Origin of the sequence: Dyella acidisoli (assembly GCF_030160295.1) — a bacterium.
In the GTDB taxonomy this organism is placed as follows: domain Bacteria; phylum Pseudomonadota; class Gammaproteobacteria; order Xanthomonadales; family Rhodanobacteraceae; genus Dyella_B; species Dyella_B acidisoli.
In genome coordinates this window covers 100316-117980 of sequence record NZ_BSOB01000003.1, presented here as the reverse complement: position 1 = coordinate 117980, position 17665 = coordinate 100316, and the positions used below count along the sequence as shown (strand labels likewise).

The following is a 17665-nucleotide window of genomic DNA, read 5'->3' as shown; positions in this document are numbered from 1 at the left end:
GGACAGTACTGGGGCCAGCAAAGAAAAGTGACCCGGTCGCTTCGCGACCGGAAGCGCCGCAGGCAATACCACAACAAACGAGACGCCCAGCTGAGGCGAGACGCTAATCAGGTGGTAAAGGGCGCCCGGAGGAAGTCGATCATGGCAATGATCGAATGGCGTCTGTCGTGCTAGTCATTGAGTGCATGAGCTCGGTATAGACGTCGAGCGTCCTTTGGATGACCAGCCGCTCATCGAAGTCGCGCAATGCTTTCTGGCGTGCATGGTGACCAAGCTGCAAGAGCAGTTCACGATCATCATCCAATCTGACAATGCAATCCGCCAACGCACGAGCATTGCGCTGCTCCACGCGTAGTCCATCAAAACCATCGTTTGTCACCACTTCGCGACAGCCGGGCATGTCGGTGGTGATAAGTGCCAGTCCAGATGCGGCGCCTTCGATCAACGATTTTGGCACGCCTTCGCGGTAATAACTGGGCAAGGCCATGACGTGAACGGTCTTGAGCAGGCCGGGCATATCATCGACATGTCCAAGCCAGCGCACAAGGCCAGTGTCCGCCCATTGCTGCACCTGATCCTGTGTGACCGAGTGCGGATTGCCAGGGTCCGGCGTGCCGGCGAGAACGAACTCCACATCGCGCCCCCATTCGTGTAGCAGCGCTGCGGCATCGACGAATTCCTGAATGCCTTTTTCGCGCAGCAATCGCGCGGCGAGCAGCACGCGCAGGCGCTCCTGCCGATTGGGGAAGCGTTTCGAGGGCTGAAAGCGCGATGTGTTCACACCGGAACTCCGGATGACGCGAATTTTTTCCGGTGCGATCAGTTCGGCGGACGTGAAGGCCATGGCATCGTCCGGGTTTTGCAGCACTAGCAGGGAGCGCTCGTTGTCGAGTGCGGTGTGCAGCAGTGCCTTAACCAGCGGGCGAAGCATGCGCGCCTTGAGCGTATGGCTGGTAAATACGTAACCCAAGCCGGCCACTGCGTTGACGACAGTAGGTACGCGCGCGATGCGTGCTGCGATCGCGCCATAGATTGCGCACTTCAGCGTAAAGTTGTGCAGCAGATCGGGCTGTTCCCGTCGTAGCACGCGCACCAGCTGAGACAGCGTCACTGCTTCACGCAAGGGATTAAGGCTGGCGCGGTCCATTGACTGCAGCGGAACCCAACGGCATCCATGCGCGGCAAAACGTTCGCCGAAGCTTCCTGGTGGCGAGATCATCACCACCTCATGCCCGTCGTTGCGCAGGCGCAGCGCAGTCGACAAGCGGAAATTATAAAGATACCAATCGGTGTTGGCGAAGAAGGCGAATTTCATCCGATCTCATCCACAACGTGAAGAAATGATTCCCTCTTCTTTCATCAAAGAGGGCCAGAGGCCGATGCTGTAACTTTGCCGCCCGCCATGATCGGCCTCCTTCCTCCGCGTGCGACGGCGGGAGCATCCCCACCCTGATGGGAGGGATGTCATTGCGAGCCTGCCGCGCAAGTCACTGTGAAAACTTGGAGCCTGTTATCGTCACGTCGCTGGTACCGGGGTCCACGCGCAACTCGCGCTTCTGCGCGTCCGCTATCGCGCTGGGTGAGGTCAGCGCAGAGACAACGCGCCGCGCATAACGCGCGCTGTTTCCAGTCATCGTATTGCCGGTCGCTTTGACATGGGTTGTCTGGCCGGCGATCACCAAGCCGACCAGCCCGTTTCCGGTGAACACGTTATCCGTGATGGTGATTCCGGACGGACTGTCCACGGTCAGCAGGCCATACCCTTGGTTGTTCTGGAACGTGCAGTTCTTGATCGTAACCCCGCTGACGTTGTAATGAATTTCCATGCCAGTGCCTTGATTCCCGCTGATCATGCAGTGATCGATGGTGATGTTGCGTGCAAGGCCTTGCGCTTGCGGTTCGATATCGATGCCCGACATAGGCTTGGTACCGTCGCTGCCGCTGAACGTGGAGTTCATGATCACCACGCCGTCCACCGGACCGATGGAAAGTCCTTGTCGGCGATTGTGGGTAGACGTCACGTTATCGATGACGACGTCTCTGGATGGCACCGCGTTGAAGTGACCGATCCCGCCGATCCAGATCCCGTCGCCCCAGCATTCGGAGATGTGTATATCGGAAACGTGCACATGGTTCGACGCCTGGATGTTGATCCCATAGCCCCATTCGCCGCCGGCGCCGGTATGGTTGCCGCGCTCGCCGACAATACGTCCGCCGGTGATGCGCACGTTGTTCGCGCTCCAGACCTTGATTACGTGCGAGCGTGGCGAGTTGTTGGGAATGGCAGTGAGCGTCGCATCCGGCGCCAGCTGCAGCAGCATGTTGGAACGCAGGTTGACGGCGCGCATGGCGTCGATGATGTAGTTACCCGATGGAACCGTAACGGTGCCGCCCCCAGGCAACGCGTCGACAGCTGCCTGGAAGGCCGACGTATCGTCGTGCACACCGTCGCCCTTGGCGCCCTTGTCGCGAACGTTGATCACCGTGCCTGTGCTTTGCCATCCCCAGGCAGCGCGGGGAAGCAGCGATGCCGGCAACACGAGGGGTGGCAGGAGCAGCAATGATTGACGAAGAAAATCTCTACGTGTGGTGGAGGCAGGCGTGAAACTTCTTTTGCTCATGAAACTCGTTCCTCGGCGCGAATAGTCGAATGGGGCACGCTATGCATGCGGCTCAGTACCCATGGCAAGGTGACGGCGAGTAGGTAGAACTTTGAGGCGAAAAATTTGTTGTCCAGCCGATCGCGATGCGTTTCCAGCCACTTCGACGCGCCGGGCAACACGCTGCGCGTCTGCTCGGCAAAGGCGTACACCTGATCGAAGCGCTGCTTGGCCAGACCGCGCAAATCGAAACGGAAACAGCCCTTGGCTTTTACGTAGGGCAGCTCCTGGAAGTGCTGAGCGATGTGCTTGCGCATCAGCACTTTGTTTACACCACTGGGACTGATCAAGAGCTCGTCGGGAACTTCGTTGAAAACCCAGTCGCGTAAATCCGGATCGAGGTAGGGCTGAGCGAGCCACATCGACATTGCTCTCGCGGTGTATATGCCCTTGGCTACGTGTGCCGAACCCACAATGATGAGCGAGAGACGGCGCTGGGCTTCCATGGATGCCGCAGCGTCGATGTCGGCGCGGAACGTTTCCAGACGCTGCCGCGAGTTCGCGGAAATGTTCCAGCCGAACAAATCATCCACTTCGGCATTATTGAAGCGTGAGCCGGGGAAATAACGCTCGAACTCGTCCATCTGCAACGTCGCAAGGATGAAGCAAAGCTCGAAGCTGCGGTTTACCCATCTAGGCCTGAACAGTGCTTGCGGAAGGCGGAGGCTGCGCGCCAGCAGCGCAAGAATGCGCTCCTTGCTGTGCACCGGCGTTCCGAAATATTCATCCGCACCGATCGCATCGATGATGCCGTCGCCATGCCGTTGGCGCACCTCCGTTGCCAGATCGGCATAAGAGAGCACGGCAAAGTCGGCGGTAAGCAAGGGCATGCGCGGCAGCATCGCGAGATATCGGTCATAGGCGCGCCCCGGATCACACACCAGCGCCTCGTGACGTAAGCCAAGCTTGCGTGCGACGAAACGTGCTGACGCTACTTCGTTTTCCTCGCGGCCGCCCAGATAAGTCAGGCAGGTGGTGTCCGGGCGTACATCGGCGAGCGCGATCGCCATCGAGGTGGAGTCCTTGCCGCCACTCTGAAAAAACCACGGCGCGCGCATTCTTGCGGTAGCGCGCGCGGCAGCCTCGCATAGCAAGCGATGGTAAGTCTTCACTAGCGTGTCGTCGTCGACGGCGTCGGGCGCTGGCCGCGGCGGCGCGAGAGCTGATTGAAAGGGGTAATGGAAGCGAGGGTTGTCATGCATGTCCTGCAAGGGGTCGAAACCCGATGAGGCAACCTTTGCGTTCCGGTAGATGGTGTGCGGCGGGTAGACGAATGTATTGCGCAGCAGGTCGGCAATCGATACAGGATCAAGCGATGCTTCACCGCGCTCGAGCCGGTCGAGTGGGGAGAAGTCCACTTCCTCCTGATAGGGTGAAGCGTTGAGCTGGATCTGTGCTGGTGCGAGCGTATCGTGTTTTTTTTGGGGGAGCATGGCGGATGTCATAAAGTCACCAGGTGCATGGCCCGATAGCAGATGCCTGATGGGCAGATTCCACGTGGCCGTGAAGCTTTTTCTGCTTCAACCATGGAGCGCAAAGGCGCGAAACGGAGCTTGCTGATAGGCAGCGTCTTGGTGAAGCGGATGTTGCTGCATTCGCGTGGTGACGCTTGTACTTGCCTGAGTAGGATCTTCCTTGTCACAACACCACCCTCTCTTCGACGGCGGTGTGTTCGGAAGCCGTGGCCGTGTGCATGCGGCTCAATAACCACGGCAAAATCATGGCGAGTAAATAGAATTTGGACGCGAAATACTTGTTCTCAAGCCGATCACGATACGTTTCCAGCCAATGCGGCACGCCGGGCAGCAATATCTGCATTTGCTCGGCGAAGGCGTAGACCTGATCGAAGCGTTGCCTGGCAAGGCCTCGCAGGTTGAAGCGGAAACAACCTTTGGTTTTCACATAGGGCAGTTGTTCGAAGCGCTGGGCAATGTATTGGCGCATCAGCACCTTGTTCACGCCGTCCGGGCTGATCAGGCGCTCAGTGGGAACGTGATGAAAAATCCAGTCGCGGAACTTCGGATCGGCGTACGGATACGCCAAGTGCAGCGATAGCGCATGCGCTGCATTCATGCCCTTGATCAGATGAGATGATTCACCGATGACCAGCGACAACCTGCGTACGGCCTCCTGCGAGGCGGCTGCGTCGATGTCGGCACGGAAAGTTTCCATGCGGCGACGCGAGCAGGTCGAAATATCCCAGCCAAATAGCGTATCCACCTCAACGTCGCTGAAGCGCGAACCGGGGAAATAGCGTTCGAACTTGTTCATTTGCAACGTGGCCAGCAAGAAGCAGAGCTTGAAGCTACGGCTTACCAGGTGCGACTGGAACACGCGCTGCGGAACATGCAGATCGCGCGCCAGCCATGCCAGGACACGGTCGTGCCCATGCAGCGGTACGCCAAAATACTGATCCGAACCCAATGCATCGATAAGGCCGTCACCATGGCTCAAGCTCACTTCGGTGGCGAGGTCCACGTAGGACAGCGCAGCAAAATCCGCAGTGAGCAGCGGTATATGCGGCAACACGGCCAGATAGCGGTCGTAGGCACGGCCCGGATCGCAGACCAGCACTTCATGGCGAAGGCCAAGTTGCTGCGCGACGAAGCGTGCGGACGCCACTTCGTTCTCTTCATTGCCGCCCAAATAGGTCAGGCAGGTCGTATCAGGCCGCACATCGGCCAGCGCGATCGCCATCGAGGTGGAATCTTTGCCGCCGCTTTGCATGAGCCAGGGCGATCGCATACTGCTGGTCGAGCGCGCAACCGCTTCGCACAACAGGTGATGGTAGGTTCGCAGCAGCGCATGCTCGTCGATGGCATCCGCAGGAGGACGTGACGTAGCCAGTTCCGACTGGAACGGGAAATGGAAGCACGGATGGTCATGCAAATCCTGTGTTGGATCGAACCCCGTCGCGGCGACTTTTACATCGCGATAGATGGTGTGCGGTGGATAGACGGAAGCATTGCGCAGGATGTCGGCGATCGATACCAGATCAAACGAGGCAAAATCCCGGCCATGATCGTACAGCGGGGAGAGATCCACTTCGCCAGCATTGGGCGAAGTAGTGATCTGGATTCGCTTGATGGCCTCAAGCGATGCACTGGATAGATCGCTGGCCGACGCGCTCATACCAGCACCTGATTGATGACGTAGTAATAGAACACCGCGCAGGAAATCATCAAGCCACCACGCAGTAAGATGGGATTGCGCAGTACCGACAGACGGCTATGGAAAAAAATTGCGGCGACCATGAGTGAGATCGCCATATACGCAGACAGAAGATAGCGGTTGGAGAAGTTGCCCCATCCCAGTGCAAAGAACGGCAGCAACATCACCAGATACACCGCCGTGCTGTCCTTCAGGCGCGTGCTGAAAGGCTCGCGTATCAAGCCCGACAGCATGAACGGCAGTGCATACCAAAAGGTCGAAAACACCGCAAAATCGATGCGAACGCCCGCCTTGTATTTGGACGCAAGGCTGTAATCCATTACGGCGTTGTACAGTGCGGGTACGGCTGCACGCACCACAATCATGGTCACGCCGGTGCAGTACGCAATGAATGCCAGCAGGGCGGCTATGCGAAGTAGCTTGAGATTGACTAGAAGCAGCGGTGCAAACGCCAGATAGACCAGGGAGGAGTAGTGAAAGCTGGTAGCGATCACGCCCCATATGAAGAACGACCGCCACTGGCGTTGATGAAAAGCCAGAAGGGCGATGAACACCGGTAATGAGGCCAGGCCTTGGCGCACAGCATTGATCGAAGCGTTCACGAACATCGGCGAAATGAACAGGAACGCCAGACTCGCGATTACGAAGGTCATGCGCCCGCGCTCACCGCCAAGATAATCGAAATAGTGGCGTGCGGCGACGATTGCCATCAGCAAGAGCAGTCCGAACAGCACGCATTGATAGGTATGCACGTTGAAACCGGCGAGGCTCATCAGACGTGTGATCAGCAGGAAGCCTGGCTCGAAACGCGTTTCCACCAGGTTGCCGCGCAGTTGCTGGAAGACCTCCGCATACACGTATGTATCGGAACCCACATCGATGCCACGCAAGCCCACCACAAGGTCGACGAACAGACAGGCAGCGCCGATGAACATCATGCTCAGCATGACCCGCGCATTCGTCGTGATATTCGACGTCGAGGAATAGTGGAGATAGGGTGTTGCGGGTGTCGTCATGGAGAATTCACTCAAGCGTTGCGTCGGGCTGGCAGCCAGTCGTCGTGGCGTCGTTTGAAGGTAATCACGCGCCGCCGTGCGTAGCGCATCAGGCTGAAGGCATCGCCAAGCCGCCGCTGCCACCCACTGAGCAGGCCACGTTGGTGCAGGGTTTTGCGCACGTCGCCTGCGGCTTCATACATCGCGACCAGATCGCCGCTGAGTCCGCCTGCTCCGAACGGCGGTTTGTGCCATGAAGCGAGCACCTGGTTGAGCTTGGCGCAGCGGTAGCCGGACAGCAGAATCTGCGCCCACAGCATGAAATCTTCCGCACGCCGACGCGCTTCGTCGAAGCGGAAAGGAAGATCGCGCCGCAGCATGATCGAAGCTGTAGGGAAGGGGCTGCGAAGCATCAGCAAACGGCGCGGAAAGACACGAACCTTGAGCGGATCACGCAGGGCAGGCGCCGGAGCCGAACGGGACTGCACGTTCATGTCGTGCGCAATCAGGTCGATGTGCGGATCGTTCGCCAGCGCCTCCATCTGCAGCTTCAGTTTTTGTGGATGCCAGCTATCGTCAGCGTCGAGAAAGGCGATCCAAGGTTGACTGGCTTGCTCCCAGCCGCGATTACGTGCCGCCGAGGGGCCCGCGTTACGCGGCATGGCGATGACTTTGACCCAGCCGGTAGGATAAACGCGCGCCACACTCCACAAGCGTTCGAGCGTACCGTCACCGCTGCCGTCGTCCACCAGCAGCACTTCAGCTGGACGAACTATCTGCGCTGCCACCGATGCCACGGCCTGGCCGATGGTGTGGGCACAGCGAAAACATGGCACGACCACACTCACAGCGGCGATGTCGCCGCCATGGATCGGTGCGTTGTGAAGTTCGCTATCGATCTGTTCCTCGATAGCTTTCGGTTGCCCAGTCTTGCTCATCACAGTGTCAGTTCGACTCATGGCGATCACGTCCTGTTTTTAGCTCGATCATCGTGATGGTCTTGGGGAGTCGTCATTGCTCGGATGATTCCGCGGTCTCCTGCTCGGCTTCGTCGTCGTCGTCCTGATAACTGGTCAACGCGGACAGATGAAGCTGCGCGACCAGCGGCAGTGTTTGTGCCAGTGGTTGTTCGATGGCGTCGGCCAGCTTGCGTGCCTGCTGTGCGCGATAGACGCGTCCGGTCAACGCAACGTAGATGAGGGTGAGTGCGCCGAACGTGAGCAAGTTGCTGCCTGGCGCCAGGTTGCGTGTCAGCGTGCCCATGAAGACCAATGCCATGGCCAGGCCCACCAACAACACCAGCGTGGTATGCGCATTGAAACCGGCGCTCAGCAGGATGTGATGGATATGTCCACGATCAGGCTTGAACGGCGATTTGCCTTCGCTCATGCGGCGTACCATCACCGCCAGCGTATCCAGCACGGGCAGCGCGACACACCACAACACGTCTACCGTAGATAGATGTGGGTGGGGCGGTTGGCTGAGTTGAATCAGCGTCCACGCGAGGAAGTAGCCGATCATCACGCTGCCGGCGTCGCCAAGAAAGACTTTGCGGCCGACGAATTCCAGGTTGGCAGCGAGATCAGGGATCAAAGCGGCGGCAAGCAGCAGTAGAAGAATGCAGCTATGCCATTGCGAAAAACCCTGGAATACGTTGATGGCGCCAATGCTCACCAAAGTGAGCATGCCAGCCAGGCCGTCGATGCCATCCATCATGTTGAAGGCATTGAGCAGACCGACCACGGCAACCAGCGTCAACGGAATGCCGGCAATACCTAGTTCAAGGTCCTGGCCGAACAGACGCCCAAGCGTATGCACGTATACGCCTGTGCAGTAGACCATGGTGAGCACTGCACCTGTCTGTATGAGCAGGCGAGTGCGTACGCTGAGGTCGAAACGATCATCCATCGCACCTGTCAGTGCAAGTACGGCACCTGTGCCAAGCAGTGCATTGGTGAATAGAAGGGTCTGCCCTTCGAAACACACGCTGACGATGACCCCGAAGAATGCAGAAAGGCCACCGATAAGAGGAATGTTGCCAACGTGCCGCTTACGTTCGTCAGGTCGATCAACGAGTCCGATCGATTCTGCGTGGTGGTACAGCAGAATCATGGCGGCTGCAGAAGACAATACGGCGATGACACACGAAATTAGCATCCGGTACTGCATGGACTCTCCCGACTACACGACTTTCACATGTAGCGCGACGGCCCCTGCTTCCCTCGCGATTACTGCGCAACTTGTTGCTAGTGCTTGGTGAGCGATCCTATGGTTTGCGTGGTGTATGCGGCGTTAAGAAACGTGCTTCGTATCGCAAAATTTCATTCAAGATTGTGATAGCGAAAATTCATTTGAAGGTGATTGTGATGTGAATGGTTTGGCGCGTTGTGCTTTGTGTTTTTGCTCTTTGATCGTGACGGACGAAGTGTGTGTGTGATGTGGATCTTTAACGTGCAATGCATGTTGTGTTCATGAATGTTGATGTGTGTGCAGTGATGTGTGCGTGGCGTGTATGGCGACGTTGTTGCGAGTGTTTTGTTGTCGTGATGACGTTGCGCGCTTGATTGCGGGGATGTGTCTGCGGTGCGCATGACTTGCTTGCGAGCGCGTTTTTCCTGCGCGTGTGAACTCGATCATCTTGCTGATTGGTGATGATCATCTTGACGGTGATGTTGCATTTCGTTTGTTGTGGCATTGCCTGCGGCGCTTTCGGACCCTAAAGGGCCCGAGTCACTTTTCTTTGCTGGCCCAAAGAAAAGTAACCCAAAGAAATGGCCTGAAGAGCTCATGGCGTGTGCCAGTTACAAGCTTGAACGATGACGCCATGCCTTGATCGTTGACGGGCCAAGCTTCCACTGCGCCGCTATGCCGCGAGGCGTCGAGGCCCTGAGGACTTAAAGCAGATCGGGCAGACCTCGGCAAAGCTCAGTTTCTGGGCAGGCGCGCTTTAAGCCCTCAGTGCCTCGCCGCCTCGCGGTATAGCGGCGGTGTAGAACCATGGGCGAGCAACCTTCGATCTAGCCATAGGCGTTCAGGCTTTTCCCTTACCCATGCTGTGAGCCTTTTAGGCCATTTCTTTGGGTTACTTTTCTTTGGGCCAGCAAAGAAAAGTGACTCGGGCCCTTTAGGGTCCGAAAGCGCCGCAGGCAATCCCCCAACACCACGACAGGCCAAGCTGAGGCGAGACGCTAATCAGTTCGCAGGTCGGGTTACCGCAGCGTCACCCAACAATACTGCGCGAATGTGCTGGGTTACGCTGCGCTAACCCAGCCTACGAATGTCACTCACCTTGCGCGGTGGTTTCCTCTGGCGTGCCCCAAAAAATCAGCCTCAATAAGCATTTAGATCGATGCAATGTGGCAACCGCAAATGAAGAAACATTATCTCCTACCATCAATTTCGTAATTGCCCGACAAAAGACTAAGCCGCAGCATCCACATCAAGCATCTGTGAAGTGGCAGATAACGAAATAGGGGAGTCTGCCGGAGATGCACCAGTCGGGCCGGTGGCCCGAAATGACAAGAACAGCTGACAGGCGTGGTCCTGCCGGCACGGGTAACTGCGGGGAGAACATTGCTCATGATCGGGAAAGTGCAAGCATCCGAAATGCACGGCGTTGTACGTTCAGTGCGTTCCAAGTCTGTCGTCAGCGCCAAGCTGGCCGTAGCAGTGGCGATGGGATTGGCCTTCACGTACGGTGCTGTCGACGTGCATGCTCAGGATGCGGCAACCGCTTCCGGCACGGGCAGCACGGTTGCGCAGCCGAACACGGCGAGCGGTCAGCCGGACGCTACGGCGAAGAAGAAAAAGGATGCGAAAGAACTGGCAACCGTTACTGTCACCGGCATCCGCGCCAGCGTGCAGTCTGCGCAGGATCTGAAGCAGAACGCCGACCAAATCGTGGATTCGGTCACCGCGGTGGACATCAACGCCTTGCCCGATCGCAGCGTGACCGAAACGCTGCAGCGTATCAGCGGCGTGACCATTGATCACTTCATCTCGCCCAACGATCCGGATCATCCGTCTGCCGAAGGCAGCGGTGTGTCCATTCGTGGCCTTTCCCAGGTGAAGTCCTTGCTCAACGGTCGCGACAGTTTCTCCTCCAACAGTGGTCGTGCGCTAAGTTTCGAGGACGTGCCGGCCGAACTGATGGCCGGCGTGGACGTATACAAGAACCCGAATGCGGAGCTGATCGAAGGCGGCATCGGCGGCACGGTGAACCTGCGCACGCGCATGCCGTTCGATTCGCCGGGCCAAGTGGTTGGTTTTTCAACCGGTGTCAACGAAGGCGATCTGTCGAAGAAGAGCAAGCCCTCGGCCTCGTTCCTCTACAGCAATCGCTGGAAGACGGAGAGTCTTGGTGAATTCGGCGCGCTGCTCGATGTCTCCTACTCCGAGCTGGCCACGCGTACCGACGGCATCCAGGTTGAACCCTATTCGATGCGCACCGATTCGGCGGCGACGGCCGGCAGCGGCTTCAACACGGTGTACGTACCGGGCGGTGCAGACTGGCGCACGTTGGACTTTCAGCGCCGCCGCATCGGTATCGCCGCCGCCTTGCAGTGGCGCCCGACCAATGATCTGGAGTTCTCTACCCAGTTCATCCATTCCCGCTACGACATGAGCTGGCTCGAGCACGGTGCGATCTTCAGTGACACCACCGGCTCTATCGATCCCGCCAGCGGCACCACCTTTAATTACAACGACCAGGGCGTGTTCCAGAGCGGCGCGCTGACTTCCAGTGCTTGGAGCAACAACCTGAGCAACGGTGGCGTGCGTTTCGACACGGATACGCGCTACCAGACACAGACCACCACCACCAACGACTGGTCCACCGCCTTCAAGTACAACCTCAACGACCACATGATGTTGAGTGGTGACGTGCAGTTCGTGAAATCCACCAGCAATGAATTGGACTTCACCGTTTTCCAGGCGACCTATCTGCCAGGCTTGGATTTGAACGTCAACGGAAGTGGCGGCATGCCTTCTGTGACGGTCAATCCTTCCAGTTACACCTCCAACCCGGCCAACTATTTCTGGTCCGCGGCCATGGATCACCGCGAGAACGAAGTCGGCATGGAACGCGCCGCTCGTCTGGATCTGGAATACGACTTCGATGACAGCAACTGGCTGAAGTATTTCAAGGTTGGCGTACGCGCCACCGACCGCACTGAAGACAACGTCAGCACCGGTTACAACTGGGGCGTGATCACCGACAGCTGGGCTTCGGTGAATACGCCAAGCACCGTGGCTAGCGTCAGCTACTATCCGACTAACGCGACGCTGTATTCGTTCTCGAATTTCTTCCGCGGCAGCGTAAAGATTCCGACCCCGCTGTACTTTCCCAGCGCTTCGCTGGTGGAGAACTATTCTTCGGCCTACAGCTACCTGCACCCGCTCGGTGTGTCCTGGGGTTGGAGCCCGGTGCAGATCACACCGGCTGACCTCAATAATCAGGGCGAGAAGACTAAGGCCGCGTATGGCGTGTTGTACTTCGGCAACGAGACGGCGCTAGGTATTCCGTTCGACGGCAACATCGGCGTGCGCTTGGTCCGCACCGACGTGGATACCACCGGTGTCGTGCAGGATATCAACCTCAGCAGCACGGGCGTGTCGGCTGCTGAGAAGGCGATTTGGAACGGTGGCTACACTCCGCTGAGCGCTCGCAACCACTATCAGGACGCGCTGCCTAGCCTGAACTTGCGCTTCAAGCTGACCGATGATCTGCAATGGCGTATCGCTGCATCGAAGGCGGTGACGCGTCCGGACTTCAGCCAGATGCAGTCCTTCGTGCAGTTGGGCTACACGCTCAATTCGAACAACACCCAAGTGGTGCAGTGGAACGGTCTGGCTGGCAATCCTGACCTCAAGCCGATGCGCGCCACCCAGTTCGATACCGCACTGGAGTGGTACTTCGCGCCCACCGGTCTGCTGTACGGCACGGCGTTCTACAAGGACATCAACAACTACATCGCCCAGGAAACGAAGCCTGAAACCTATAACGGCCAGGTGTTCGATATCACGCGTCCCTACAACATCGGGCGCGGCCTGATCCGCGGCGCTGAAGTGGGCTACAACCAGTTTTTCGATTTCCTCCCCGGCTGGATGAAGGGTTTTGGCGTGCAGGCCAATGCCACTTTCGTTAGCAGCACTGGCGGCGTGAACAGCGCCACCACCCCGTACACCAATGCGGTGGTGACCGGTGTGGCCTTGCCGCTGGTGGGCCTATCCAAGCGCAGCTACAACTTCACCGGCATGTACGAGCGCGGTCCGTGGTCGGCGCGCTTGGCATGGAACTGGCGCTCGCGTTATCTGCTCACCACCAGCGATGCCAGCACGCATCTGCCGACTTGGTCTGGCCAGTACGGCCAGCTCGACGCTTCGGTGTTCTACAAGATCAACTCGAACGTGCAGGTGGGGCTGCAAGCGAACAACCTCACCAACGCTACGACGCGCGTGTGGATGGGCCCGACCAGCTACGGCAACGGGATCGTTGACTACCGTGAATATCAGCGCAGCTGGTTCACCGCCGATCGCCGTTACGAGTTGGTGCTCCGGGCGACCTTCTGATGTGGCGGGGCGTAGTTCCCTCTCTCGGGAAGAGGGAGGGACTCGCTTTGGCTCCTTCTCCCTTTCCCAGCGGGGAGAGGAGCCTGCCACTCACCCGATCTGAAGTTGGGATCATTGGCCAACTTCACGACGAACCCTCACGTTGCTATTCGGGTGTGACCGGAATAGCAATGTGGCAAGCACAGGCTTTGCTGGGATGATCAAGTCAATTTGCATCGCTGTCGGCTCGCTGCTCTTCGCGCTCCACCTTCACGCCAGCGAACCAACCGCTCCCTACCATTTCACCAGCGTCCGCATCGGCGGCGGCGGTTTCGTCAGCGGACTTGTCTATCACCCATCCGCGCCGGAATTGCTCTACGCACGTACCGATGTCGGCGGTGCATATCGCTGGGATCAATCATCCATGCGCTGGACTGCGCTCACCGATTGGGTGAGCGCAGCAGACAACAATCTGCTCGGCATCGACAGTCTTGCTGTTGATCCACGGGATTCCCATCGTCTCTATCTACTCTCCGGCACTTACAACGATCCTCGCGTAGGTAACGCGGCCGTGCTGCGTTCGACCGATCGCGGTGCGCATTTCCAGCGTGCAGACTTGCCGTTCAAGATGGGGGGCAATGAATTGGGACGCGGCGACGGCGAGCGACTCGCGGTCGATCCTAACGATGGCCGCATTCTATTTCTTGGTTCGCGTGACGCAGGTCTGTGGCGTAGCGGTGATTACGGCGCGCATTGGACACGCGTCGACAGCTTTCCCGCAGTTGCCACGTCTCCGTCGGCCAGTGCAAAGGGTTGGCGGCAGCAGGCAATTGGCATCGTGTTCGTCGTGTTTGATCCGACCAGCGGTTCGCCTGGCAAACCTTCCAGCACGCTCTATGCCGGTGTATCCACCAAGGAAGCCAGCCTGTTTTGTTCCATTGACGGCGGACGCACCTGGAATCCCGTATCAGGGCAGCCCACCGGCTTGCGACCCAATCACATGGTGCGTGCGGGTGACGGCGCGTATTACCTGAGTTATGGCGATGAGCCCGGTCCCGACCGCATGAACGACGGAGCCGTGTGGAAATACGAGCCTGCGACACAACGCTGGACGGATATCACGCCATTACCGCACATTACCGGAACGCCGAGTGGTTATGGTTGGGGCGCAGTGGTGGTCGATCCTCGCGACCCGAATGTGGTGATGACCGCCACCTTTGCGCATTACATACCTAAGGACGAGCTGTTTCGCAGCACCGATGGGGGTCGCCACTGGCAGGAAATTTTTGCACGCTCGCAGTTCGACTACAGCGATCCGGTCTGGGCGCGCGAGCACACGCCGCACTGGCTCGCCTCGATCGCCATCGATCCACATGACGCAGATCGTGTGTGGTTCGTCACCGGCTATGGCGTTTGGATGTCCACCGACATGCGTCATGCCGATCATGGTGGCGCCGTGCATTGGCAATTTCAGGATCGCGGCCTGGAAGAAACCGTGGCGTTGGATCTGATCAGTCCACCACAAGGCGCGCATTTGCTAAGTGCCCTTGGCGATCTGGACGGCTACAAGCACGATGATCTGGACGTGGCGCCGCTGCAATTTGCCACGCCGCCGCGCTATGCGAATAGCGAAAGCATCGACTTTGCGCAGAACGACCCATCGCTGATCGTACGCAGCGGCTTTCTACGCAAACCGTTTGGTCAGGCCACTCGTGTGGCTTACTCGAAGGATGGTGGTGCGCATTGGCACACATTTGCCAGCGAGCCGGCGCAAGCAGGGCAGGGCGCTGGCAGTATCGCAGTGGCGGCGGATGGTTCGGCCGTGCTTTGGTTTCCGCGTGACGCGCCGAACGCATCTCTTACGCGCGATTTCGGCAAACACTGGATTCCCGTGCAAGGGCTGTCGCCACGCGCGCACGTACTCAGCGATCGCATTGATCCGAAGCGCTTTTACGCTTACGACAGCCTTGCGCGCCAAGTCTTCGTGAGCCGCGATGGTGGAGAGCACTTCCGACCCATCACAGGTGCGCTGGGCGAACGGTTGAAGCACGGAAGCATCATGCAGATGCGCGCTGGGCCCGACGCCGCTGGCGTGGTGTACGTAAGCGGCCTTGGCCTGGGCCTGTTGCGTGTGCACGATGACGGCAGTGCTTTGACACAAATGGGTCAACTCGCCAACACCCGCGATTTCGGTTTCGGCAAATCGGCACCAGGCAGTTCGTTGCCCACCGTATTTGCGGCCGGTGAATATGCCGGTGTCTATGGACTTTATCGATCGACCGATGATGGCGCGCATTGGCTGCGTATCGATGATGATGCGCATCGTTATGGTGGCCAGCGACTCGTTACCGGCGATCCGCGCGTGTTCGGGCGTGTGTATTTTGCGACGAGCGGACGCGGTGTGTTCTATGGCGATCCGGTGGAGAAGAAGAGGCCATGAAGGATGTTATTTGCCAGATGCGTGGTTGTTCCTGGACGTCATTCCCGCGAAAGCGGGAACCCATGTTGCTCTGATGCAGAGGGTGAAGATGGATTCCCGCTTTCGCGGGAATGACGTCCAATTAGATGGACATATCTCGCAAAATAAAAACGTGTGCGCAAACGCAGTAGGAGTGATTTGATGAGGCAGCCGCAAACTACACTACGCCGTCGAGTCATGTCCCTCTGGCTGTTCCTCGCCGTCTTGTTCGCCATCGGCTTGTCGATGCCATCATCCGGTGCAGAAGCACCGAGCGACATGCCGCGCATTGTCACCAAGGATGGGCGGCATGTTTTCCTGGTCGACGGCAAGCCGTTCCTGTTGCTCGGCGCACAGGTCAACAATTCCAGTAACTGGCCAGCCATGCTGGATCAGGTATGGCCAGCGATCGAACATGTCGAAGCCAACACGGTGATGGTGCCGATCGCCTGGGAGCAGATCGAGCCCTCCGAAGGTCATTTCGATTTTACTTTTCTCGATACGCTGCTTAGCCAGGCGCGCGAGCACAAGGTGCGTCTGGTGCTGCTGTGGTTTGGTACCTGGAAGAACACCGGTCCGAACTACGCGCCTTCCTGGGTGAAGCTGGACAACAAGCGTTTTCCACGTGTGGTAACGCGTGACGGCAAATGGCTGGATTCGCTCTCGCCGCTCAATGCCGCCACGCTGGAGGCGGATCGCAAGGCCTTCGTGCAGTTCATGACGCATCTGCGCCAAGTTGACGGCGCGCAACACACCACGATCATGGTGCAGGTGGAGAACGAATCCGGTACGTACGGTACGGATCGCGATTATTCGCAGGCCGCCAATCAAGCGTTCGCAGGGCAGGTGCCCGCCGCACTGGTGAAGGCGGTCAATAAGAAAGCCGGCACGTGGATTCAGGTATTCGGCAAGGACGCGGCCGAATATTTCCATGCGTGGGAGGTCTCCCATTTCATCGGCGAAGTCGCTGCGGCGGGCAAGGCGGTGTATCCGCTGCCGATGTACGCAAACGCAGCGCTGCGCGATCCGTTGCATCCTGGTCCGCCGGGTAGCTATCCGACTGGCGGTCCCACTGACAACGTGATGTTCATCTGGAAAGTTGCTGCGCCAGCTTTGGAGGTGCAAGGACCAGATATCTATCACCGCGACTACGACTACTACACGGCGGTGCTTGACCGCTATGCGCGGCCCGACAACCCGCTGATCGTCACCGAGACCGGCAACGACCAGGCTTACGCACGCTACATCTTCGCCACCCTGGGCAAGCAAGGTTTGGGTTTTGTGCCGTTCGGCATCGACTACACCGGCTATTCCAACTGGCCACTCGGTTCGAAGAACACGGATGCGGACGCATTCGAGCCGTTCGCGATGAACAATCGCCTGTTGCGTCCGATGGGTGAACTGATTGCAACGTTGGGCTTTGCCGGCAAGGTATGGGGCGCTTCCGAACCTGAGCATGCGCATAGTCAGGTGCTGGATCTTGGCGATTGGCGCGCCACGATTTCTTATGGTCTGCCGTCGTTCGGTACAGGCACGCCGCCACCTGGCAATACACCGCCCAAGGGTGGCGTGTTGATCGCACAGCTTGGCAAAAACGAATACCTCGTCACGGGCTACTTCGCACGTGTCGACTTCATGCCTGGCAAAGGCAAGGAACACGAGCACTTCCTGCTTGAACGGGTGGAAGAGGGACGCTACGACCAACAGGGTCGCTGGAATTTCATGCGGTTGTGGAATGGGGATCAGACGGATTATGGGTTGAACTTCACTGATAGGCCGCAGGTATTGCATGTGAAGTTGGCGACGTATCAGTGACTTGCTTTTTCAGGCGG

Annotated in this window: 10 protein-coding genes; 3 read left to right on the top strand and 7 right to left on the bottom strand. The window is 58.3% G+C overall.

Going from position 1 to position 17665, the window contains the following annotated elements; genetic code table 11:
* Nucleotides 1-139 precede the first annotated feature (139 nt).
* From QQJ86_RS01025 to QQJ86_RS00995, 7 genes are all read right to left on the bottom strand, one after another.
* Nucleotides 140-1315 carry a glycosyltransferase family 4 protein gene (locus QQJ86_RS01025; RefSeq protein ID WP_284319033.1) on the bottom strand — a complete coding sequence of 392 codons (1176 nt, stop codon included), beginning with the start codon at nt 1313-1315 and terminating at the stop codon, nt 140-142.
* 172 nt (nt 1316-1487) lie between these two features.
* Entirely contained in the window at nt 1488-2621 is a 1134-nt protein-coding gene (locus QQJ86_RS01020) for a right-handed parallel beta-helix repeat-containing protein (protein WP_284319032.1), read from the bottom strand.
* On the bottom strand, nt 2618-4093 hold the full coding sequence (locus tag QQJ86_RS01015) for an asparagine synthase-related protein (RefSeq protein ID WP_284319031.1): 1476 nt from the start codon (nt 4091-4093) through the stop codon (nt 2618-2620). Before QQJ86_RS01015 ends, QQJ86_RS01020 begins: the two co-directional genes overlap by 4 nt.
* A gap of 205 nt (nt 4094-4298) precedes the next feature.
* On the bottom strand, nt 4299-5792 hold the full coding sequence (locus QQJ86_RS01010; protein WP_284319030.1) for an asparagine synthase-related protein: 1494 nt from the start codon (nt 5790-5792) through the stop codon (nt 4299-4301).
* Nucleotides 5789-6847, bottom strand: a complete 1059-nt coding sequence (locus QQJ86_RS01005; RefSeq protein ID WP_284319029.1) for an EpsG family protein — start codon at nt 6845-6847, stop codon at nt 5789-5791. Before QQJ86_RS01005 ends, QQJ86_RS01010 begins: the two co-directional genes overlap by 4 nt.
* An 11-nt stretch (nt 6848-6858) precedes the next feature.
* Complete coding sequence (locus QQJ86_RS01000) at nt 6859-7785, bottom strand: glycosyltransferase family 2 protein (RefSeq protein ID WP_284319028.1); 927 nt, start codon at nt 7783-7785, stop codon at nt 6859-6861.
* Between the two features lie 52 nt (nt 7786-7837).
* Nucleotides 7838-8938: an undecaprenyl/decaprenyl-phosphate alpha-N-acetylglucosaminyl 1-phosphate transferase gene (locus QQJ86_RS00995; RefSeq protein WP_284319027.1), complete on the bottom strand. Its 1101-nt coding sequence runs from the start codon at nt 8936-8938 to the stop codon at nt 7838-7840.
* A gap of 1563 nt (nt 8939-10501) precedes the next feature.
* On the opposite strand from QQJ86_RS00995, the gene QQJ86_RS00990 reads away from it, so the two are divergent.
* The 3 genes from QQJ86_RS00990 (at nt 10502) to QQJ86_RS00980 (ending at nt 17648) form a co-directional block, all read left to right on the top strand.
* Nucleotides 10502-13396: a TonB-dependent receptor gene (locus tag QQJ86_RS00990; RefSeq protein WP_423372983.1), complete on the top strand. Its 2895-nt coding sequence runs from the start codon at nt 10502-10504 to the stop codon at nt 13394-13396.
* Between the two features lie 196 nt (nt 13397-13592).
* Nucleotides 13593-15815, top strand: coding sequence for a WD40/YVTN/BNR-like repeat-containing protein (locus QQJ86_RS00985; protein WP_284319025.1), 2223 nt, complete (start codon nt 13593-13595; stop codon nt 15813-15815).
* Nucleotides 15816-16031: 216 nt separating this feature from the next.
* The gene (locus QQJ86_RS00980; protein ID WP_284319024.1) at nt 16032-17648 is read left to right on the top strand and encodes a DUF5597 domain-containing protein; all 1617 of its coding nucleotides are present in this window, start codon (nt 16032-16034) and stop codon (nt 17646-17648) included.
* The last annotated feature ends 17 nt before the right edge of the window (nt 17649-17665 follow it).

What these genes read in the sequence shown, in the direction of transcription:
- QQJ86_RS01025 (WP_284319033.1), bottom strand. Translation starts at nt 1,315, where the DNA reads ATGAAATTCGCCTTCTTCGCCAACACCGATTGGTATCTTTATAATTTC.
- QQJ86_RS01020 (WP_284319032.1), bottom strand. Translation starts at nt 2,621, where the DNA reads ATGAGCAAAAGAAGTTTCACGCCTGCCTCCACCACACGTAGAGATTTT.
- QQJ86_RS01015 (WP_284319031.1), bottom strand. Translation starts at nt 4,093, where the DNA reads ATGCTCCCCCAAAAAAAACACGATACGCTCGCACCAGCACAGATCCAG.
- QQJ86_RS01010 (WP_284319030.1), bottom strand. Translation starts at nt 5,792, where the DNA reads ATGAGCGCGTCGGCCAGCGATCTATCCAGTGCATCGCTTGAGGCCATC.
- QQJ86_RS01005 (WP_284319029.1), bottom strand. Translation starts at nt 6,847, where the DNA reads ATGACGACACCCGCAACACCCTATCTCCACTATTCCTCGACGTCGAAT.
- QQJ86_RS01000 (WP_284319028.1), bottom strand. Translation starts at nt 7,785, where the DNA reads ATGAGTCGAACTGACACTGTGATGAGCAAGACTGGGCAACCGAAAGCT.
- QQJ86_RS00995 (WP_284319027.1), bottom strand. Translation starts at nt 8,938, where the DNA reads ATGATTCTGCTGTACCACCACGCAGAATCGATCGGACTCGTTGATCGA.
- QQJ86_RS00990 (WP_423372983.1), top strand. Translation starts at nt 10,502, where the DNA reads ATGGGATTGGCCTTCACGTACGGTGCTGTCGACGTGCATGCTCAGGAT.
- QQJ86_RS00985 (WP_284319025.1), top strand. Translation starts at nt 13,593, where the DNA reads ATGATCAAGTCAATTTGCATCGCTGTCGGCTCGCTGCTCTTCGCGCTC.
- QQJ86_RS00980 (WP_284319024.1), top strand. Translation starts at nt 16,032, where the DNA reads ATGTCCCTCTGGCTGTTCCTCGCCGTCTTGTTCGCCATCGGCTTGTCG.